Raw genomic sequence first — 15,890 nt, forward strand, 5'->3', positions numbered from 1 at the left:
AAAAATTGACTATTATTGTAGGACTAATCAAATAAAAATACCATGGGACTATCTTCATTTTTTAAAAAATTATTTGGCTCAGCCAAAGAAACAGCTAGTGAATTAGCGGACAAAGCAGAAACAACTTTCGAAGAAGCAAAAGAAACTGCAGCACCTTATCTTGAAAAGGCAGAGAATTTCGCAGAAGAAACATTTGAAAAAGCAAAAGAAACCGCAGCACCTTATCTTGAAAAAGCAGAGATTTTTGCCGAAGATACTTTTGATAAAATAAAAGAAACGGCTGCACCAATAATCGAAAAAGTAGAAAATTTTGCAGACCATGCTAAAGAAACTGCTGGTGAATATTCCGAAAAAGCAACAAATGTTTTAGAAAACACAATTGAAAGTGTCAAAGAAAAATCGAATACAACAGTTGAAAAAGGAGAAGACTTAGCCAGCGAAGCCAAAACTGCCGTTTCAGACACAGTAGAAACCGTAATAGAAAAATCAGAAACGACAGCTGAAAAAGTAGAAGATTTAGTCAATGAAGCTAAAACAAAAACTACCGATGTTGTTGAAAATGTTTCTGAAAAAGTAAGCTCATTTGCAGAAGACGGCGAAGAAGAAGCGAAAAAAATTGCTAAAGAAACTACAAATAAAATAGAAGAAGACGCAGATTAATTTATAGAAAAATAATTTATTCGTATTTTTGTGCTTCAAACTTAACCTTCTCCTTTGAGAAGGTTTTTTATTTAAAAAAAATGAATTTAAATCCAGAGCAAATTACCGATTACGCCAATACTTTTATCAAAGTGTTAATTGACTATTCTCCAAAATTAATTTCTGCATTCATAATTCTTTTTGCAGGTCTTTATATCATCAGGCTTATCAACAGGTTTATCCGACGAATAATGGTAAAACGAAATCTAGATCCTACACTGACCCGTTTTCTGGCTGATATTTTACTTTGGGTTTTGAGAATAATTTTGTTTGTTTCCTTTATTTCCAAACTGGGGATTGAAACATCGTCATTTGTGGCCATTCTTGGAGCAATGGGACTCGCAGTAGGTTTATCACTGCAAGGTTCATTATCTAATTTTGCAGGCGGAATGTTAATTATCCTTTTTAAACCTTTTCGGGTGAGTGATACTATCGAAGCACAAGGTGTTGTAGGAACTGTGAGTGAAATACAAATTTTTGTAACCAAATTAGTTACGGCTAACAATCAAACTATTTTTATACCAAATGGTTCCCTTTCCAACGGAAACATTATCAATTATTCATTGGAAAAAATCAGAAGAGCTGATTTGACTATTGCTATCTCTTATGACACAAACATTAAAGAAGCTAAAGACATTATTACTGCGGTTTTAAAGAATAATCCAAAAATATTAGAAACGCCAGCTGCCGAAGTTTCTGTAAAAAACCTTACTGATAGTGCCATACAAATTGCCGTGCGACCATGGGCGAATAACGAAGATTTCTGGGGCGTTTATGCTGATACACTACAAAATTGTAAACAGGCTTTTGATGACGCAGGAATTATTATTCAGCCATTTTTCAAAGAATCTTCTAAAAAAAATAACCCAACTGAACAGCTGGAATAATCAATCCATTCAGGAATGCTCTATTTCTTTGGAGCGGTGATCATAAAATCTTTCAGATAGTACGGTTCAAAATAAGCGACATCAACTGTGTCGTTTATTTTGAATTTTTCAAAACTTATAGCACTCATTTCTTTGGCAGATGGATATACAATCTCCTCCAAAAAAACATGGTTTTCTTTTGTTAAAACCGGCTTGCATTTGTCGGCACAATCACCTACAAAGTAAAGTGTTTCCTCTCTATCTTCAAATGAATTGTCATCGATAATCTGGGCAAGCACTTCTCGCTTTTTTTCTAAAGTCGGACCAAAAATGGCACTGTACACTTCCATTCTTCGCGCATCAATCATAGGGATTATCAATCCGCTCGAAATAGTTACTTGTGCCGCCAAAGCTTGTAAAGTATCCACCGCAATCAGAGGAATATCTAATGCATAACACAATCCCTTTGCTGCAGAAACGCCAATTCGCAATCCCGTGTACGAGCCAGGACCTTGACTTACTGCGATAGCAGATAAATCTTGAAGAGCAATTCCGGCTTCTTTTATTATTGCTTCAATAAAAACATGAAGTCGTTCCGCATGTGAATATCCTTCTTCTGCAATTTCCTTGCAAAGAATTGTTTTTCCATCTTTTGCAAGAGCGACAGAACAATTTTTAGTCGCCGTCTCAATGTTTAGTATATAGCTCAATTTCAGAATTTATTTTAAATTAAAAATCACAATCACAAAATTAGATTTTATGATTGTGATTTCAAAATAGTTGCTAATATAGGTTACTTTTTACTTTCTCCTTTATCTTTATCTGTTTTTAGCATGACTTTGTCGCCAGAATTCAAATCTTTCGTCACCGTTGAATAAGGCCCTGTAATTACCACATCTCCTTTTTTAAGACCGGTCAAAACCTCAATGTTAGTATCATCCTGAATACCTGTTTTAATGACTCTAATTTTAGCTTTATCACCAACTTTTACAAATACACATTCGAATTTTTTATCGCTTTTAGGCGCTGCTCCTTTTTGCTCGTCTTTAGGATCAACTACAACAATTTCTTTTACAGCGGCAGTGTCTGATTTTATGACAACAGAACTAATTGGCACTGATAATACATTACTTTTTGTTTCAGTAATAATATCCACAGTTGCCGTCATACCTGGTCTGAAAGGCGAATATGTATCTGGTTTTCCTTCCAATAAATCTTGGTACGATTCCTTCAAAATTCTTACTTTAACTTTAAAATTAGTTACTTGATCCGCTGTCAAGGCAGAACTAGCCGAATTTGAAATACTGGTTACAGTTCCTTTAAATTGTTTTTTTAAATACGCATCTACTTCAACATTTGCTTCGTCTCCTACTTTAATTTTTACAATATCATTTTCATTCACATCGACTTCAACTTCCATATTGTTCAAGTTAGCTACCCTCAAAATTTCTGTTCCAGTCATTTGTTGTGTCCCCAAAACGCGTTCTCCTAATTCTACGTTCAACATAGAAATAGTTCCATCTGCGGGTGCGTAAATTGTAGTTCTTCCTAAGTTGTCTTTGGCTTCATTTACCGTCGCGGAAGCACTTTGAACATTAAAATAAGCAGTTTGCTTTGCTGCTTTAGCAACTTCATAGGATGCAATTGCTTTATCCCAGTCCGCTTTTGAAATAATTCCTTTTTCAAATAAAGTTTTATTTCTGTCATAATTAGATTTTGATTCTTTGAAAGAGGCATCTGCTTGGCTCAAATTTGCTCTTGTTCCAGATAAGTTTGAAACCGAACGGTTGTAACCTGATGTATATAAATCCGGATTTATTTTAACCAATAAATCTCCTTTTTTTACTACTTGACCTTCTTTAACATTCAAAGAAATAATCTCTCCGGATACTTCCGATGAAATTTTCACTTCAATTTCCGGTTGAATCTTTCCTGTTGCAGAAACCGTTTCAACAATTGTAGATGGATTAACTTGAGCTATTTCAACTTCAGTTCCTTTATCTTTATTACCGATAACCCCCGACTTTGAAAGTATTACTAGAGCCGCAATAATTACAACTGCTCCACCTATTAGAATATAAATTGTTTTTTTAGACATAATAAATTAGTTTTTGATAAGAGGAATTCCAAAATAGAATTCTAAGATTTTGATTTTGAAAATATAATCGTACTTGGTTCTGATAACTTCTGATTGTGCATTGGTCAATAAGGTTTGTGACTGGTTGAAGTCAAATGAATTCATCAAACCTACATCGTACCTTTCTTTAGCATAATTATACGCTCCTTGTCTGGCTTCAAGCGCAACAACTGATGATTCATAAGCGTTAAGCGCTCCTTTGGCATCTGTAAATGCAGTAAAAACATTTCTTTGTAAATCCAAATCTTGTTGCTCAACAGCAATTTTTGATCGTTCTAAACTCACTTTGGAACGCTCTACATTGTTTCTAACTGAAAACCCATTAAATATTGGAATAGATAATTGTGCTCCAAAAGACTGTCCTTTATTATCGCCAAACTGATTGAAAAACGGCGCTGAATTTCGGGTGCCAATTATATTTCCCATGTTATCAAAAACAGGAACATCAGCATATGAAACCCTGCTATTAAAACTATAGAAACCCTGCAAAGTAGGCTGAAAAGCTCCTTTTGCAATTTCCACGTCTTTTTGAGCAATCTCTAAATTAGTTCGTGCAATTTTCAATTCTGTTCTGCCTTCTACCGCTTTGTCATAAATAGCACTTGGAGTTTGTGCCATAATATTATTCTCATCCCTCATATTTGTGTCATCCACAACATCAAAATTTTCAAAATCCTTTAGCTGTAGCAACTGCGCTAAACTTAATTTTGAGATTAATAAAGCATTGTCCGCAGCTATAACATTCTGATTATTTTGCGCTACGGTCGCTTTTATATCCAATAAATCTCCACGAGGAATAGATCCCGCTTTGACCAATTCTTCAGAACGCGCATATTGCTTTTCATTGATTCCCAATTGTTCCTTCTGTACTTTTAAGTTTTCTTTGTTAAAAAGAACCTGCAAAAAAGCATTGGCAACATTTAAGGCAATATCTTCCTGCATTTTTAACAATTGATATTTGGCTGCTACTATCGAAAGATTGGCTTTACGAAGCGTGTTCTGATTTTGCAATCCTTTATAAATATCAACACCAACATTCGCGCCAGCTGAAGTAAACTGGGTTGTCTGATTCCTCAATAAACCCGTGGTAATATCCTGGTTCAAACCAATATTCCAAGAATGGGAAGCACTAGCATTAAGAGAAGGAAGAAAATTCCCGATAGCATCTTTTTTACCAATAAGTGCTGTTTTTGAATCCAATTCAGACTGTTTGATGGAAATATTATTTTGAATGGCGTATTTCACGCATTCCTCTAAGGTCCATACTTTTGATTGTGCTTGAGCTGTAACGCAACAAATCAGCATGACCATTAAACTAAGAAAACTTCTTTTTTCCATATATTTTTGAATAAAAGCGCAGCATAGCTGCAAACAAATTTAACTTTTTCTAATAAAAATCTATGAATTAATAAAAAATATTTTGTTCATAAATCCGTTATAAAACAATTAGACTTTAGAAATTAGCATTTGTTACAAAAATTCATAAAAAAAGAATAGTTTTGTTAATTTTGTTTTTCTAACTCCTGTCAAAATGCTTAAATTCTCTTCCAATCTATTAATAATCTGTTCGATTCTATTTGTTTCAAGCTGTGCTACAACAAGTAAAATAGGTGCTTTGAAACCAGAACCAGATGATGCGACCCCATTGATTTATGAAAACACTCCTTCATTTATCAATATGCCAATTAGCGTAAAACTAAAGGATATTGAGAACCAAACTAATGCATTGCTGAGCGGATTGATTTACGAAGACAATAGTATTGAAGACGATGACATCGAAATGAAGGTTTGGAAACTCGCTCCAATTACGATCAAAAATGATATTGGGGAAAAAGGAGAAAAAATTAGAACCATTTTACCTTTAAAGGCTATTGTCAAATATCGAATTGGCACTAAAAAATTGGGAATCGAAATGTACGATACCCGAGAATTTCATCTTGATGGAGTTGTGACTTTAGTAAGTGATGTTTCTCTTATCAATTGGAAACTAAACACAAAAACGGAACTAAAATCATTGGATTGGAATGAGAGTCCTACGATGACCGTTTTTGGAAAAAATGTTCCGGTTACTTATTTAATTAATCCTGGAATAAAACTATTTAAATCAAAAATTGAGAAAAAAATTGATGACGCCATTGCAAAAGCTATGGACTTTAAACCAAATGTTTTGGGGGCCTTAGAGAAAATCTGCGTTCCTTTTCTAATGAATGACACGTATGAAAGCTGGCTTAGAATAGTCCCAATAGAAATTTATTCGACCAACGCGAAACTGAAAAATGACACTTTTGTATTAGATATGGGAATGAAATGCAACATGGAAACCTTAATTGGAAAACAACCGGAATCTAAATTTAATGCATCCAAAATTATTTTAAAACCCGTTACTAAAATTCCTGAAGACATTACGGCCAACATTGTTGCCATTTCAACGTATCAGGAAGCATCAAAAATCATGACTAAGAATTTTGCCGGTCAAGAATTTGGTTCCGGCTCAAAGAAAGTAAAAGTTCAAAATGTAGCAATTTGGCACAAAAAAGGAAAAATGATAATTGCTTTAGATATATTAGGGTCTGTGAATGGAACTATCTATTTAGCCGGATTTCCCCAGTATAACGAAAAAACTAAGGAAGTATTTTTTGATCAATTGGATTACGCTTTAGATACAAAAAACAAATTGATGCGAACTGCAAATTGGCTAGCCCAAGGTTTGGTGCTCAAAAAAATCGAACAAAGTTGTCGTTATTCTATAAAACCAAACCTAGAAGAAGGTCAAAAAAGTATGTTGACTTATTTAAAAAACTATTCTCCAATGCAAGGTGTTTTTGTAAATGGAAAGATGGAAGACATTCAATTTCAAAAAATCCAATTAACGAATCAGGCTATAATTGCCTTTATAAAAGTAAAAGGAACTATAAGTGTTTCCGTTGACGGATTGAAGTAGAATTGTTCAGACATCAGTTTTTAATAACCAACAAACTGCATATTTAAAACTTAAGTACGCTGTTTTATCGTTTCCCTTTTGATACTGATAGTATTCTATTACGATTTATTCTTTTTCATTCGATAAATAGCATAACCAATTCCTGCAACCAAAATATAAGGAATCACCATCAGGTACACAATTCCGTCATTTACCGCTGCAGCTTGCGTTGCATTGCCTTCACTTGTTAATGCAGCGCGACACATAGCACATTGTGCATTTGCAGTTGGGGTAAAAACACTACAAACAAAAAGAAATATAAAAAAACTTACCTTCTTAAATGTATGGTTCGCTTTTGAGCTTTTATTGGATTTAATATACATAATAAGGCGATATCATTAAATAAACAACTACTCCGGTAACAGCAACATACAACCAAATTGGAAATGTAATTTTCGCAATCTTTTTATGTTTGTCAAAATTTTGTGCCAAAGCCCTAACATAAGTTATTAAAACCATCGGAATTATGGCAATTGATAGTATAATGTGCGTAATGAGAATTACCAAATAAAAGATCCTCATAGATCCTATGTTTAATTTCTCAGAATCTTCTAATATTAAATTATGATTTGCATCACCAAAAACTGCAGAAACAGAAGTCATGTGATATGCCACATACATCACCAAAAAAGCAACAGACAAGGCGATTGCGCCAGTCATTAATCTTTCGTGAAGTTTCCTTTTACCATTTTTAATTGCAATAACGGCAGCAATTAATAAAACAGCCGTAATTCCGTTAGTAGTAGCATAAATAGGAGGTAAAAAAGATAGAGGAGCTACATTATATCCAAGATCTTTTAGTTTGACACCAAAAAGAATAGCAACTGCAACCGGTATTATGATGGATACTGCTATTATAAATTTGTTCATTTTTTTTTCAAGAGAAACATTTTCCATTTTTATTCTTCTAATAAAATATTAATATCTTGTTGTAAGTTTCTTACTCCCATTTTATCTAAACCGTCATAATATAAAATAGGGTTTCCAAATTCATCATTTCTGCAACGAATATTTCCATTTTTATCAATCAAGGCGAACAATCCTGAATGTTCAAAACCACCTGCAACTTTTTTATTTTCACCTGCGTAAAGATTGAACCCTTTATTAGCAAGATTAAATATGTAGGCTTTATCACCAGTCAAGAAATTCCAATTAGTGGATTTTACTCCAAGAAGATTGGCATGTTCTTTTAATACTTTTGCAGTATCATGTTCCGGATCGATAGTGATGGAGACGATTCCAAAATTAGGATTTCCAAAAAACTTTTTCTCAATAAGAAGCATACTTGCATTCATCTTCGGACAAATCGTTGGGCAAGTTGAAAAGAAAAACTCCAAAACATATACTTTACCCTTGTATGTTTCATTGGTCACCTTCTTACTGTCTTGATTGATTAATTCAAATTTCGGCGCAGGACCTATTTTAATTAATTCACCTTCTTCTGTAGTTGTTGGATTAACACTATCGAGCCTGTCGCCTTGAACCACCTTATCATTTTTAATTCTTTCTACAATTTTTGGAATAGCATAAATTCCAAAAATCAAAATAATAAAAGAGATACCTATATATGATTTATTTTTAAACATAAACTATTATATTTTTCTGGTGGCGTTATTGTTCTTTTTAAGTGCTGCACGATATTCATATAGAATCACTTTGAAATCATCGAGCATTTCGTTACTCAACTCCGCTGGGTGAAATGTACTATATCCTTCTTTAGCATCTTTTACCAATTTTCTACCGCGAAGATTTCTCTTCTTATCAACAATATATACCTTTGGAGTTCCCAATTTATCGTCTAATTTCTCTACTAATTTTAATTGATTGTAATAAGCCTGAATTTCAACAGGAGAAGCAAAAACAAAGCGCCATTGTGCAACATCCGTAAAGGCTCCTAAGGCATCCACCACTTTCTTCGCATCTTTTTCAGTTCCGGTTGGACAAACCATCACAAACTGAACATCTTTAAACTCGTGATATCTTTGATAAATTTTCTGATTTAAATTGAAAAGATTTCCTCTGTTTATTAACAGCTCTGTCCCCATAAAACCCAAAATAGTCACTTTTCCATTCAAAGTAACTTTTTGTCCGTCTAAAGATTGCCAATTGCCAAAATCAGCAGTATTGGGAGTTAATGTTGGTAATTTAGTAAACCCATTTACGCCAGAAGCAAAAAAAAGGTAGGCAACTATAGGCAAAATAAAAAGAACGAAAAGGACAATATTTTTTTTCATTGTAATGATACTTTTATAGTACAAAAATAAAAAAAGGTACGCAATGCGTACCCTCTTTTTGAATTAATATCTTGTTAAAAATTCCATTTTATAGTAGAATTTTTAAAAACCTCATAAATATAATCCCCTTCAGTCAAGAGAATAAAGAGTATATATAATATCAGAAAAATCAGAGGAAAAACAACTGCATTTCTTAAAGTGCTTTTTTCTCCCTCCATGTGCATGAAAGCCCAAACAATATAATACGCTTTGTAAACAGTAAGAGCGTAGAATATCCAGTTCAGTAAATTCAAACCCATTAGATTGTTCATGTGTAGCGCTTCAGGCTTCAAAATTCCTAAAATTACTTCTACTACTGTAACGGCAGACAATATTCCGAAAACTTTCCAGATTCTACCTATATTAGATACGTGTTCGTGTGACATGATAATTACTATTTGAAAATTAAACTAGATAGAAAACTGTAAATACAAAAACCCATACTAAATCGACAAAGTGCCAATAAAGACCAACTTTCTCTACCATTTCATAACTTTTTCTTTTCTCATAAGTTCCAATTAATACATTGAAAAAGATAATAATGTTTATCACTACTCCCGAGAACACGTGAAATCCGTGAAATCCAGTAATAAAGAAAAAGAAATCAGCAAATAATTTACTGCCGTATTCGTTTCTAACCAAGTTAGCACCTTCCACCACATAATGAGCTTGACTCAATCTTGCTTCAGATTCTGCTCTTGATAAAATTGTTTTCTGTTTTTCAGCAGTAACAACCTCAGTTCTGATTAAAAGTTCAGGATGAGCTTTGAAACCCGCTTGAACTTCTGCAACAGAGTACGATGGTAGCGCTGGTTCACTCATAAACCATTTCGCCTTGTTTCTTGTTAGTTGCTCTCTCTCCTCAGGTAAAGTTGCAGCAAAATCAGCTAATGCTACACGATGTCCATCTTTGTCCACAAATTGAAGCAAACTACCTCCTTTTGTTTCAATAGCACCATATTCACCTTTGATGAAATTTTTCCATTCCCAAGCTTGAGATCCTACGAAAATCAAACCTCCAATAATGGTTAAGAACATGTACAGAATCACCTTGTTTTTTTTCATTTGATGACCTGCATCAACAGCCAAAACCATTGTTACTGATGAGAAAATCAAAATAAAAGTCATTAAGGCCACATAATACATCGGAGCAGATACTCCATGCATAAACGGAAAGTGTGTAAACACTTCGTCAGCCAATGGCCATGTTTCAATAAATTTAAATCGAGAAAAACCATACGCCGCCAGAAATCCAGAGAACGTTAAAGCATCTGATACGATAAAAAACCACATCATTAATTTGCCATAACTTGCTCCCATTGGCTCATTGCCGCCTCCCCAAGTTTTTTCTTCACTATTAGCAGTAGTAACTGTCGCTTCCATAAAAGTTATTCGTTAAAAAGTTCCCAAATTTACGTTTTTTTCTTATTTAAAGAAATATAAAAACAAAAACAAATAAACCCATAATAAGTCAAGAAAGTGCCAGTACATTGCACCAAGTTCAATTCCAAGGGTTTGAGATGAATTGTATTTTTGTTTAAAATGATTATAAATTATAATTAGCAGTGAAATCACGCCACCAGCAAGGTGAATCAAGTGCACAACCGTAACAACATATAAAAAAGTAGTGGTTATTGAGCTTCCGCTTCCGGTGAAATAATAACCGTTTTCCACTATTTGACCAAATCCTACGAACTGTAAAATTACAAACAATATTCCTAGAACTAATGTGCTCAAAAGAAAAATTGTTGTTTTACTTTGATCGTTTTTTTGAATGGACTTTTTAGCCAAATGAAACGTTACACTGCATGCGATAATCGCTACAGTACTGTAATAAAATGCCGGTGGCAACTGAAAATCTTTCAACCAGTCGGCTCTGGATTTACTTACCACAAAAGCACTCGTAAGTCCTGCGAACATCATGGTCATACTCACCATTGCAAACAACAAAATCAACTTGTAGGATCTTGCCGTTCTCGATTTTTGCTCGGCTGCTGTCATTATCATCTCCATAACTATCTTAAAAATTTATCAAATATATAAACTAACTGTAATAATGTAATATAAGAAACACTCACCAACATTAAGGTACGGGCTGCTTTTGCGGTTCTCAACTGATACAATCGTACGGCATAAAATAACATCCATAGTCCCAACAAAAATACAATAACCGCTGCAATAGGCGTAATATACAAACGACCTGTATAACCCAAAACAGGTAAAAGCGAGGCTAAAATCAACCAAACTGTATATAAAATAATTTGTAAGGCTGTACCTTTATCTTTTTTACCAGTAGGCAACATAAAGAAACCTGCTTTTTCATAATCTTCATACAAAAACCATCCAATAGCCCAAAAATGTGGGAATTGCCAAAAAAACTGAATTAAAAATAAAGTCCCTGCCTCTATTCCAAATTCTCCTGTGGCCGCAACCCAACCCAACATAAATGGAATTGCTCCCGGAAAAGCTCCAACAAAAACAGACAAAGAAGTCATGGTTTTCAAAGGAGTATAAACACTTGTATACAAAAATATAGAAATAGCACCAAACATTGCTGTTTTAGGATTGATTGTATACAACAACGCAATTCCAACAACTGTTAAAAGACTTGCAATAATCAAAGCCGTAGCTTGCGACATCCTTCCAGCCGGCACAGGACGGTTTTTAGTTCTATCCATCAAAGCATCTAGGTCTTTTTCGATTACCTGATTAAAAGCATTTGATGCTCCAACCATGCAATAACCACCAACAGCTAACTTTAATAAAACCATCCAATCTAACGAATGCAAATCATAAATTCCAAGCATAAATCCTGCAATCGACGAAAAAACGACACTAATTGCTAAACGTGCTTTGGTGATCTCGCGGAAATCAATGTAAACAGATTTTAATGAAAAGGGATTTTGTGTTGCGTTCAATGCTAAAGATTATTTGCTTTGTAAAAACTTTTGCAAAAGTAGGCTATCAAAAGGGATTTGACAAAAAACAATTCATAAAAAGATTATTAATCAGTAAAATAAAGATTAATAATCAAAATACCAATTAAAAATATCCGCTCTTACCCCTAAAGTCAACCAATTTGTGCTCTGACTGAAAGTAGTTGCCGTATTTTTTGTAGGATCAAAACTCCTGTAAATAAAACTTCCAAAGAGCTTTAGATTTGTTGCCGGATTCACTAAATAACCTCCTTGAAAATCAGCAATAAAAACAGCTGTTTTGTTTCCCTGACCCACTTTTACACCACTATCAAACGGTCTGTTTTCATCGTAATCTTTATAGATATTCCCACCGTAATTAAAATTGTCTGCGGTAGTATCAAAATCCAATCCCCGAGTTCCTATAGTAATTTTTGCATCAGCAAAATACCTGCCTTTATGATATCGGGCAATAGCAACTAATTCCTTGAAATTTCCACCCCATTGATGCCCTATACTTTGATTATTATGTCCGTAATTAGTAATCGGCATACTATGCGAATAAACATAAGGACGAACGTGATTGTACTCCAATTGAAGCAACAAATTATCAATTTTAAAAGCATTGTAATACTTCGCACCCAATTGGTATCCGTATTTATTTCTCCAGCTATTATCCCCTTCTTTGATGTCTCCAAGAGAAAATTCGTCCAGAATAAACTGTCCGTAAAAGTTAATTTGATTGTTCCATTTGTATTTGTAGGTCAACCCTAATATTGCATTTCCGCTCCTCGCCGAAGATGCAAATTCAACCGAACGATAGAATATAATAGGATTCACAAAGCTCACATCGAATCCTCTATTATTTGTATTAGTCCAAATCACGGATTCGAAAAAACCAAGATTCAATTTATTCGAAACATTCCAACTCAAATAATGGTTTGCCATAAACTTGGTTGCATACGTTCTTTCTATTGTAACATCTGGACGAACGTCTTTGAGCCACATGTAAGTATTGGTGTATTTTATTTTCCAAAAATTAGTATTTAGTTTAAAATAAGGATATGGGCTGGCACCATCACTTTCTAATAATGATCGGTATCCATCCCCAATAAAATTTCTACCGTAACCCAACTGCAAATCGATATGTTTACTTGGCGCAAAAGTTAAATTGGCTTCTGCCGAAGGAAAATCGTACGCATCGGTTTTGAAATCTTTTGCAATACCAATACCCGGAATAATTGCTGGATTTCCCCCCGCCGGTTTAATAGATTCCGCATAAGTATTGAAATAATCTGCGAAACGTCCTTGACTTTCAAAAACAGTAGTGGTAAAATTCAATGTTTTACCCAAACCACCACGAAAATTGATTCCACGTGTATTTACATAAGTATACGACACATCACTTTTTGACGCTTTCCCAACTTGTAAATCAAGAATAGGATTCAGTGTAAACCAGTAATCCTCGCCCTGAATTTCAACCATATTTTCATTCCACAACTTTCTTGCCCACCAACTGGAAGCAGTCTTTTTCAGCTTCTCATTCACTGCTTTAAGGTCATAATATTTAGACACTTCCGCATAGGTGTAAGGTTTTGAAGCGGTGTGGTTGTTACTTCCCATTTGATTTAACGAAGCATCAAATTGCGCATAATAGCTATGTGAAAACGGGATATTCAAATGACTTTCAAACTCCGGACTATTAAATTTTTTATAAACAATACTATCCAGTTCCGTTAACTTATTAGTATTGTTTGAAACAATATCGGCTTGCGCCAAAGTTGTAGCAGCTGCTTCTTCCCTACTTTTTAAGGGAATCGAAATCGTCATGGTAAACTTAGCATACGTTGGTTTTCCATTGTACGTTGAGGGCTGAATTTTTGGAAATTTACCAAAAACTCTTTTCACTTCTTCAATCAATTTTTCCTCCGTGGCATCTACATAAATTACTTTAAAGACACCATTGACATCAACTTCAAAAAGAACTTTTACATTTCCTTGAAAATTACTTAGTTTCAAATTCTCCGGAATTTCAAAATTCGCAAAAACAAAATCCTGCACCTGATTGTAAAAACAAGTCTCTAAAGCATTCGATTGTACGTTTACGCAATTCGCAAAAACTGGAAAACGCTCCGCTGTGTTGCCGGACTGTACCGTAACACTTTTAATATCTTGAGCAGAAATAGTAAAGGAATTTAATAGTAAAAGTAATCCCAACAACCCTTTGTTCATACTTATTTTCTTTTTGAATTTAATATTCATTATTTGAATTTTGACCATTCGCTATCATTTTTGCGCCGGAAGTCCCTATTCTTTTCACCCCTAATTCAATCATCGCAACTGCTTCCTCGTATGTCCTCACTCCACCAGCAGCTTTTACCGGAAGAGGTGAAGCATTTTCAAGCATCATCATTATAGCAGGAATAGTGGCGCCATTAGGTAAATTATTTTCTGTTTTATAAAATCCCGTAGAAGATTTTACAAAAACCTTTGGAAACAGCTCTTGCTCGAAATTAGAAACAATTACATTTTTTATCAAACTTGACAATTGGATAATTTCTTTTTCAGTGAGTGCAGCCACTTCAATAATCCATTTTACTACTTTATTATGAGCCAGACCTAATTGGGTACATCTTAAGATTTCCTCTTTAACCAAATCTATTTCACCATTTTTAAAAGCCATGTAATTGCATACAAAATCCAAATCATCCGCACCATCTTGTATCGCGTGAAGCGCCTCTTGAATTTTATCTTCTAATAAAGATGTTCCTTCGGGAAAATCAATTACAGTCCCTATTTGCACTAACGAATTCGCTTCCGTAATCATCTTTTTAGCCAAAGAAACCATTTCTGGTCTAATCATTATAAGTTTAAAATGCTCCTCGATAGCTTCCTGAACAAATTCCTGAGCCACAAGGTTATTTTTTTCTTCACTGATTCCCGCTTGCTCCGCAGTTTTTAAATAGGTGGAATCTAAATATTGCTTGATATTCATAGCGTTACTAATTTCTTGATGATAACTAATTCGAACTCACAAAAATACATTTTATCTGCACATAAGATTCTTCTATTTGTATTTTTATAAACTCAAAACTACTATTTGTAGGCATTTTTAAAATAGAATTCGTAAACAACTTCTTGAAAAGATAATTTCTTATTTTACGAAAACCTATAAACAAAAAAATCCCACCGAAGTGGGACTCATTTTATTTTGAAAATTATCTGAGCTTTGTATTTAAACCAAATAAAATAACCACTGCCACCATTAAAGTTGCTCCGGACAGATTTGCTAAAACATCAAACACCTCTGCATGACGGGTTGTAGTAAATAATTCCTGAGCTATTTCGATTCCTATTCCAAAAAAAACAGAAAAAAGAAACGAAGCAATCAAAGGTTTCAAACTATTCGGATCGTTTGCACGGCTTTTTAAAAACAAGAAACAAAAGAATGTAAGCACAAAATGAAAAAAGGCATGTACCAACTTATCTAAATTGGAAACAGTTCCCAATGGAACATTATTCAATTGTACCAAACAGAAAAAAGCAATTGTTCCTGTCCACAGCAAAGCAGCCCAAAAATAGAGGTGTTTAAGCACCTATTAATTCTTTGTACGACTCGCTGGAAAGCAATCCATCAACTTCAGCCATATTAGCTATTTTCACCTTGATCATCCATCCAGCTCCATAAGGATCTGCATTTACACTTTCCGGAGTATTCTCTAAAGCGTCATTGAAAGCAATGATTTCTCCTGCTATCGGAAGAAACAAATCTGAAACCGTTTTAACCGCTTCAACCGTTCCAAAAACCTCATCTTTTTCTAATGTTTGATCTAAAGTTTCTACCTCAACATAAACGATATCTCCTAATTCTTTTTGAGCAAAATCAGTGATTCCAACTGTTGCGATATCGCCCTCAATACTAATCCATTCGTGATCTTTTGTGTACTTTAAATTTGCTGGTATGTTCATCTAAATTGTAATTGATAATTATTAATTGATAATTGAAATTTTCTGTGACAA

General features: G+C 34.1%; 18 protein-coding genes. 3 read left to right on the forward strand and 15 right to left on the reverse strand.

All coding sequences use genetic code 11. The features are described from left to right. Positions 1-42 precede the first annotated feature (42 nt). Positions 43-660, forward strand: a complete 618-nt coding sequence (locus DR871_RS02150) for a hypothetical protein (RefSeq protein ID WP_206531539.1) — start codon at positions 43-45, stop codon at positions 658-660. Positions 661-740: 80 nt separating this feature from the next. Continuing rightward, complete coding sequence (locus DR871_RS02155) at positions 741-1,586, forward strand: mechanosensitive ion channel family protein (RefSeq protein ID WP_113665047.1); 846 nt, start codon at positions 741-743, stop codon at positions 1,584-1,586. A 20-nt stretch (positions 1,587-1,606) separates the two neighbouring features. On the opposite strand, the gene tsaB is transcribed toward DR871_RS02155, so the two are convergent. The 3 genes from tsaB to DR871_RS02170 form a co-directional block, all read right to left on the reverse strand. Beyond that, positions 1,607-2,275 carry a tRNA (adenosine(37)-N6)-threonylcarbamoyltransferase complex dimerization subunit type 1 TsaB gene (tsaB, locus tag DR871_RS02160; protein ID WP_113665046.1) on the reverse strand — a complete coding sequence of 223 codons (669 nt, stop codon included), beginning with the start codon at positions 2,273-2,275 and terminating at the stop codon, positions 1,607-1,609. A gap of 83 nt (positions 2,276-2,358) precedes the next feature. Continuing rightward, entirely contained in the window at positions 2,359-3,663 is a 1,305-nt protein-coding gene (locus tag DR871_RS02165) for an efflux RND transporter periplasmic adaptor subunit (protein WP_113665045.1), read from the reverse strand. Positions 3,664-3,669: 6 nt separating this feature from the next. Next, positions 3,670-5,040: a TolC family protein gene (locus tag DR871_RS02170; protein WP_113665044.1), complete on the reverse strand. Its 1,371-nt coding sequence runs from the start codon at positions 5,038-5,040 to the stop codon at positions 3,670-3,672. Positions 5,041-5,233: 193 nt separating this feature from the next. On the opposite strand from DR871_RS02170, the gene DR871_RS02175 reads away from it, so the two are divergent. Beyond that, positions 5,234-6,643 carry a DUF4403 family protein gene (locus DR871_RS02175; RefSeq protein ID WP_113665043.1) on the forward strand — a complete coding sequence of 470 codons (1,410 nt, stop codon included), beginning with the start codon at positions 5,234-5,236 and terminating at the stop codon, positions 6,641-6,643. A 98-nt stretch (positions 6,644-6,741) separates the two neighbouring features. Here DR871_RS02175 and DR871_RS02180 read toward each other — a convergent pair whose 3' ends face one another. The 12 genes from DR871_RS02180 to gcvH all read right to left on the reverse strand — a co-directional run bounded on the left by DR871_RS02180 (position 6,742) and on the right by gcvH (position 15,839). Beyond that, positions 6,742-7,005: a hypothetical protein gene (locus tag DR871_RS02180; RefSeq protein WP_242497063.1), complete on the reverse strand. Its 264-nt coding sequence runs from the start codon at positions 7,003-7,005 to the stop codon at positions 6,742-6,744. Next, entirely contained in the window at positions 6,995-7,579 is a 585-nt protein-coding gene (locus tag DR871_RS02185) for a DUF420 domain-containing protein (RefSeq protein WP_113665042.1), read from the reverse strand. The genes DR871_RS02180 and DR871_RS02185 overlap by 11 nt, the downstream gene beginning before the upstream one ends. A gap of 2 nt (positions 7,580-7,581) precedes the next feature. Continuing rightward, complete coding sequence (locus DR871_RS02190; protein WP_113665041.1) at positions 7,582-8,268, reverse strand: SCO family protein; 687 nt, start codon at positions 8,266-8,268, stop codon at positions 7,582-7,584. 6 nt (positions 8,269-8,274) lie between these two features. Beyond that, on the reverse strand, positions 8,275-8,916 hold the full coding sequence (locus DR871_RS02195; RefSeq protein WP_113665040.1) for a hypothetical protein: 642 nt from the start codon (positions 8,914-8,916) through the stop codon (positions 8,275-8,277). 74 nt (positions 8,917-8,990) lie between these two features. Continuing rightward, entirely contained in the window at positions 8,991-9,341 is a 351-nt protein-coding gene (locus DR871_RS02200) for a cytochrome C oxidase subunit IV family protein (protein WP_113665039.1), read from the reverse strand. 19 nt (positions 9,342-9,360) lie between these two features. After that, on the reverse strand, positions 9,361-10,338 hold the full coding sequence (locus DR871_RS02205; RefSeq protein ID WP_113665038.1) for a cytochrome c oxidase subunit 3: 978 nt from the start codon (positions 10,336-10,338) through the stop codon (positions 9,361-9,363). Positions 10,339-10,380: 42 nt separating this feature from the next. Next, entirely contained in the window at positions 10,381-10,968 is a 588-nt protein-coding gene (locus DR871_RS02210) for a cytochrome c oxidase subunit 3 (RefSeq protein WP_113665037.1), read from the reverse strand. Positions 10,969-10,970: 2 nt separating this feature from the next. Then, a complete protein-coding gene (gene cyoE, locus DR871_RS02215) occupies positions 10,971-11,873 on the reverse strand; it encodes a heme o synthase (RefSeq protein ID WP_113665036.1) in 903 nt (300 codons plus the stop codon). A gap of 105 nt (positions 11,874-11,978) precedes the next feature. Continuing rightward, complete coding sequence (locus DR871_RS02220) at positions 11,979-14,132, reverse strand: gliding motility protein RemB (protein ID WP_394345621.1); 2,154 nt, start codon at positions 14,130-14,132, stop codon at positions 11,979-11,981. Next, entirely contained in the window at positions 14,122-14,865 is a 744-nt protein-coding gene (deoC, locus tag DR871_RS02225; RefSeq protein WP_113665035.1) for a deoxyribose-phosphate aldolase, read from the reverse strand. Before deoC ends, DR871_RS02220 begins: the two co-directional genes overlap by 11 nt. Before the next feature lie 223 nt (positions 14,866-15,088). Then, positions 15,089-15,466 carry a VanZ family protein gene (locus DR871_RS02230; protein ID WP_113665034.1) on the reverse strand — a complete coding sequence of 126 codons (378 nt, stop codon included), beginning with the start codon at positions 15,464-15,466 and terminating at the stop codon, positions 15,089-15,091. Beyond that, a complete protein-coding gene (gene gcvH / locus DR871_RS02235) occupies positions 15,459-15,839 on the reverse strand; it encodes a glycine cleavage system protein GcvH (protein WP_113634010.1) in 381 nt (126 codons plus the stop codon). The genes DR871_RS02230 and gcvH overlap by 8 nt, the downstream gene beginning before the upstream one ends. Positions 15,840-15,890: the final 51 nt, after the last annotated feature.

Origin of the sequence: Flavobacterium petrolei (assembly GCF_003314435.2) — a bacterium.
Taxonomy (GTDB): domain Bacteria; phylum Bacteroidota; class Bacteroidia; order Flavobacteriales; family Flavobacteriaceae; genus Flavobacterium; species Flavobacterium petrolei.

Coding starts and splice junctions, on each gene's coding strand:
- DR871_RS02150 (WP_206531539.1), top strand. CDS start 43: ATGGGACTATCTTCATTTTTTAAAAAATTATTTGGCTCAGCCAAAGAA.
- DR871_RS02155 (WP_113665047.1), top strand. CDS start 741: ATGAATTTAAATCCAGAGCAAATTACCGATTACGCCAATACTTTTATC.
- DR871_RS02165 (WP_113665045.1), bottom strand. CDS start 3,663: ATGTCTAAAAAAACAATTTATATTCTAATAGGTGGAGCAGTTGTAATT.
- DR871_RS02170 (WP_113665044.1), bottom strand. CDS start 5,040: ATGGAAAAAAGAAGTTTTCTTAGTTTAATGGTCATGCTGATTTGTTGC.
- DR871_RS02175 (WP_113665043.1), top strand. CDS start 5,234: ATGCTTAAATTCTCTTCCAATCTATTAATAATCTGTTCGATTCTATTT.
- DR871_RS02180 (WP_242497063.1), bottom strand. CDS start 7,005: ATGTATATTAAATCCAATAAAAGCTCAAAAGCGAACCATACATTTAAG.
- DR871_RS02185 (WP_113665042.1), bottom strand. CDS start 7,579: ATGGAAAATGTTTCTCTTGAAAAAAAAATGAACAAATTTATAATAGCA.
- DR871_RS02190 (WP_113665041.1), bottom strand. CDS start 8,268: ATGTTTAAAAATAAATCATATATAGGTATCTCTTTTATTATTTTGATT.
- DR871_RS02195 (WP_113665040.1), bottom strand. CDS start 8,916: ATGAAAAAAAATATTGTCCTTTTCGTTCTTTTTATTTTGCCTATAGTT.
- DR871_RS02200 (WP_113665039.1), bottom strand. CDS start 9,341: ATGTCACACGAACACGTATCTAATATAGGTAGAATCTGGAAAGTTTTC.
- DR871_RS02205 (WP_113665038.1), bottom strand. CDS start 10,338: ATGGAAGCGACAGTTACTACTGCTAATAGTGAAGAAAAAACTTGGGGA.
- DR871_RS02210 (WP_113665037.1), bottom strand. CDS start 10,968: ATGGAGATGATAATGACAGCAGCCGAGCAAAAATCGAGAACGGCAAGA.
- DR871_RS02220 (WP_394345621.1), bottom strand. CDS start 14,132: ATGAATATTAAATTCAAAAAGAAAATAAGTATGAACAAAGGGTTGTTG.
- deoC (WP_113665035.1), bottom strand. CDS start 14,865: ATGAATATCAAGCAATATTTAGATTCCACCTATTTAAAAACTGCGGAG.
- gcvH (WP_113634010.1), bottom strand. CDS start 15,839: ATGAACATACCAGCAAATTTAAAGTACACAAAAGATCACGAATGGATT.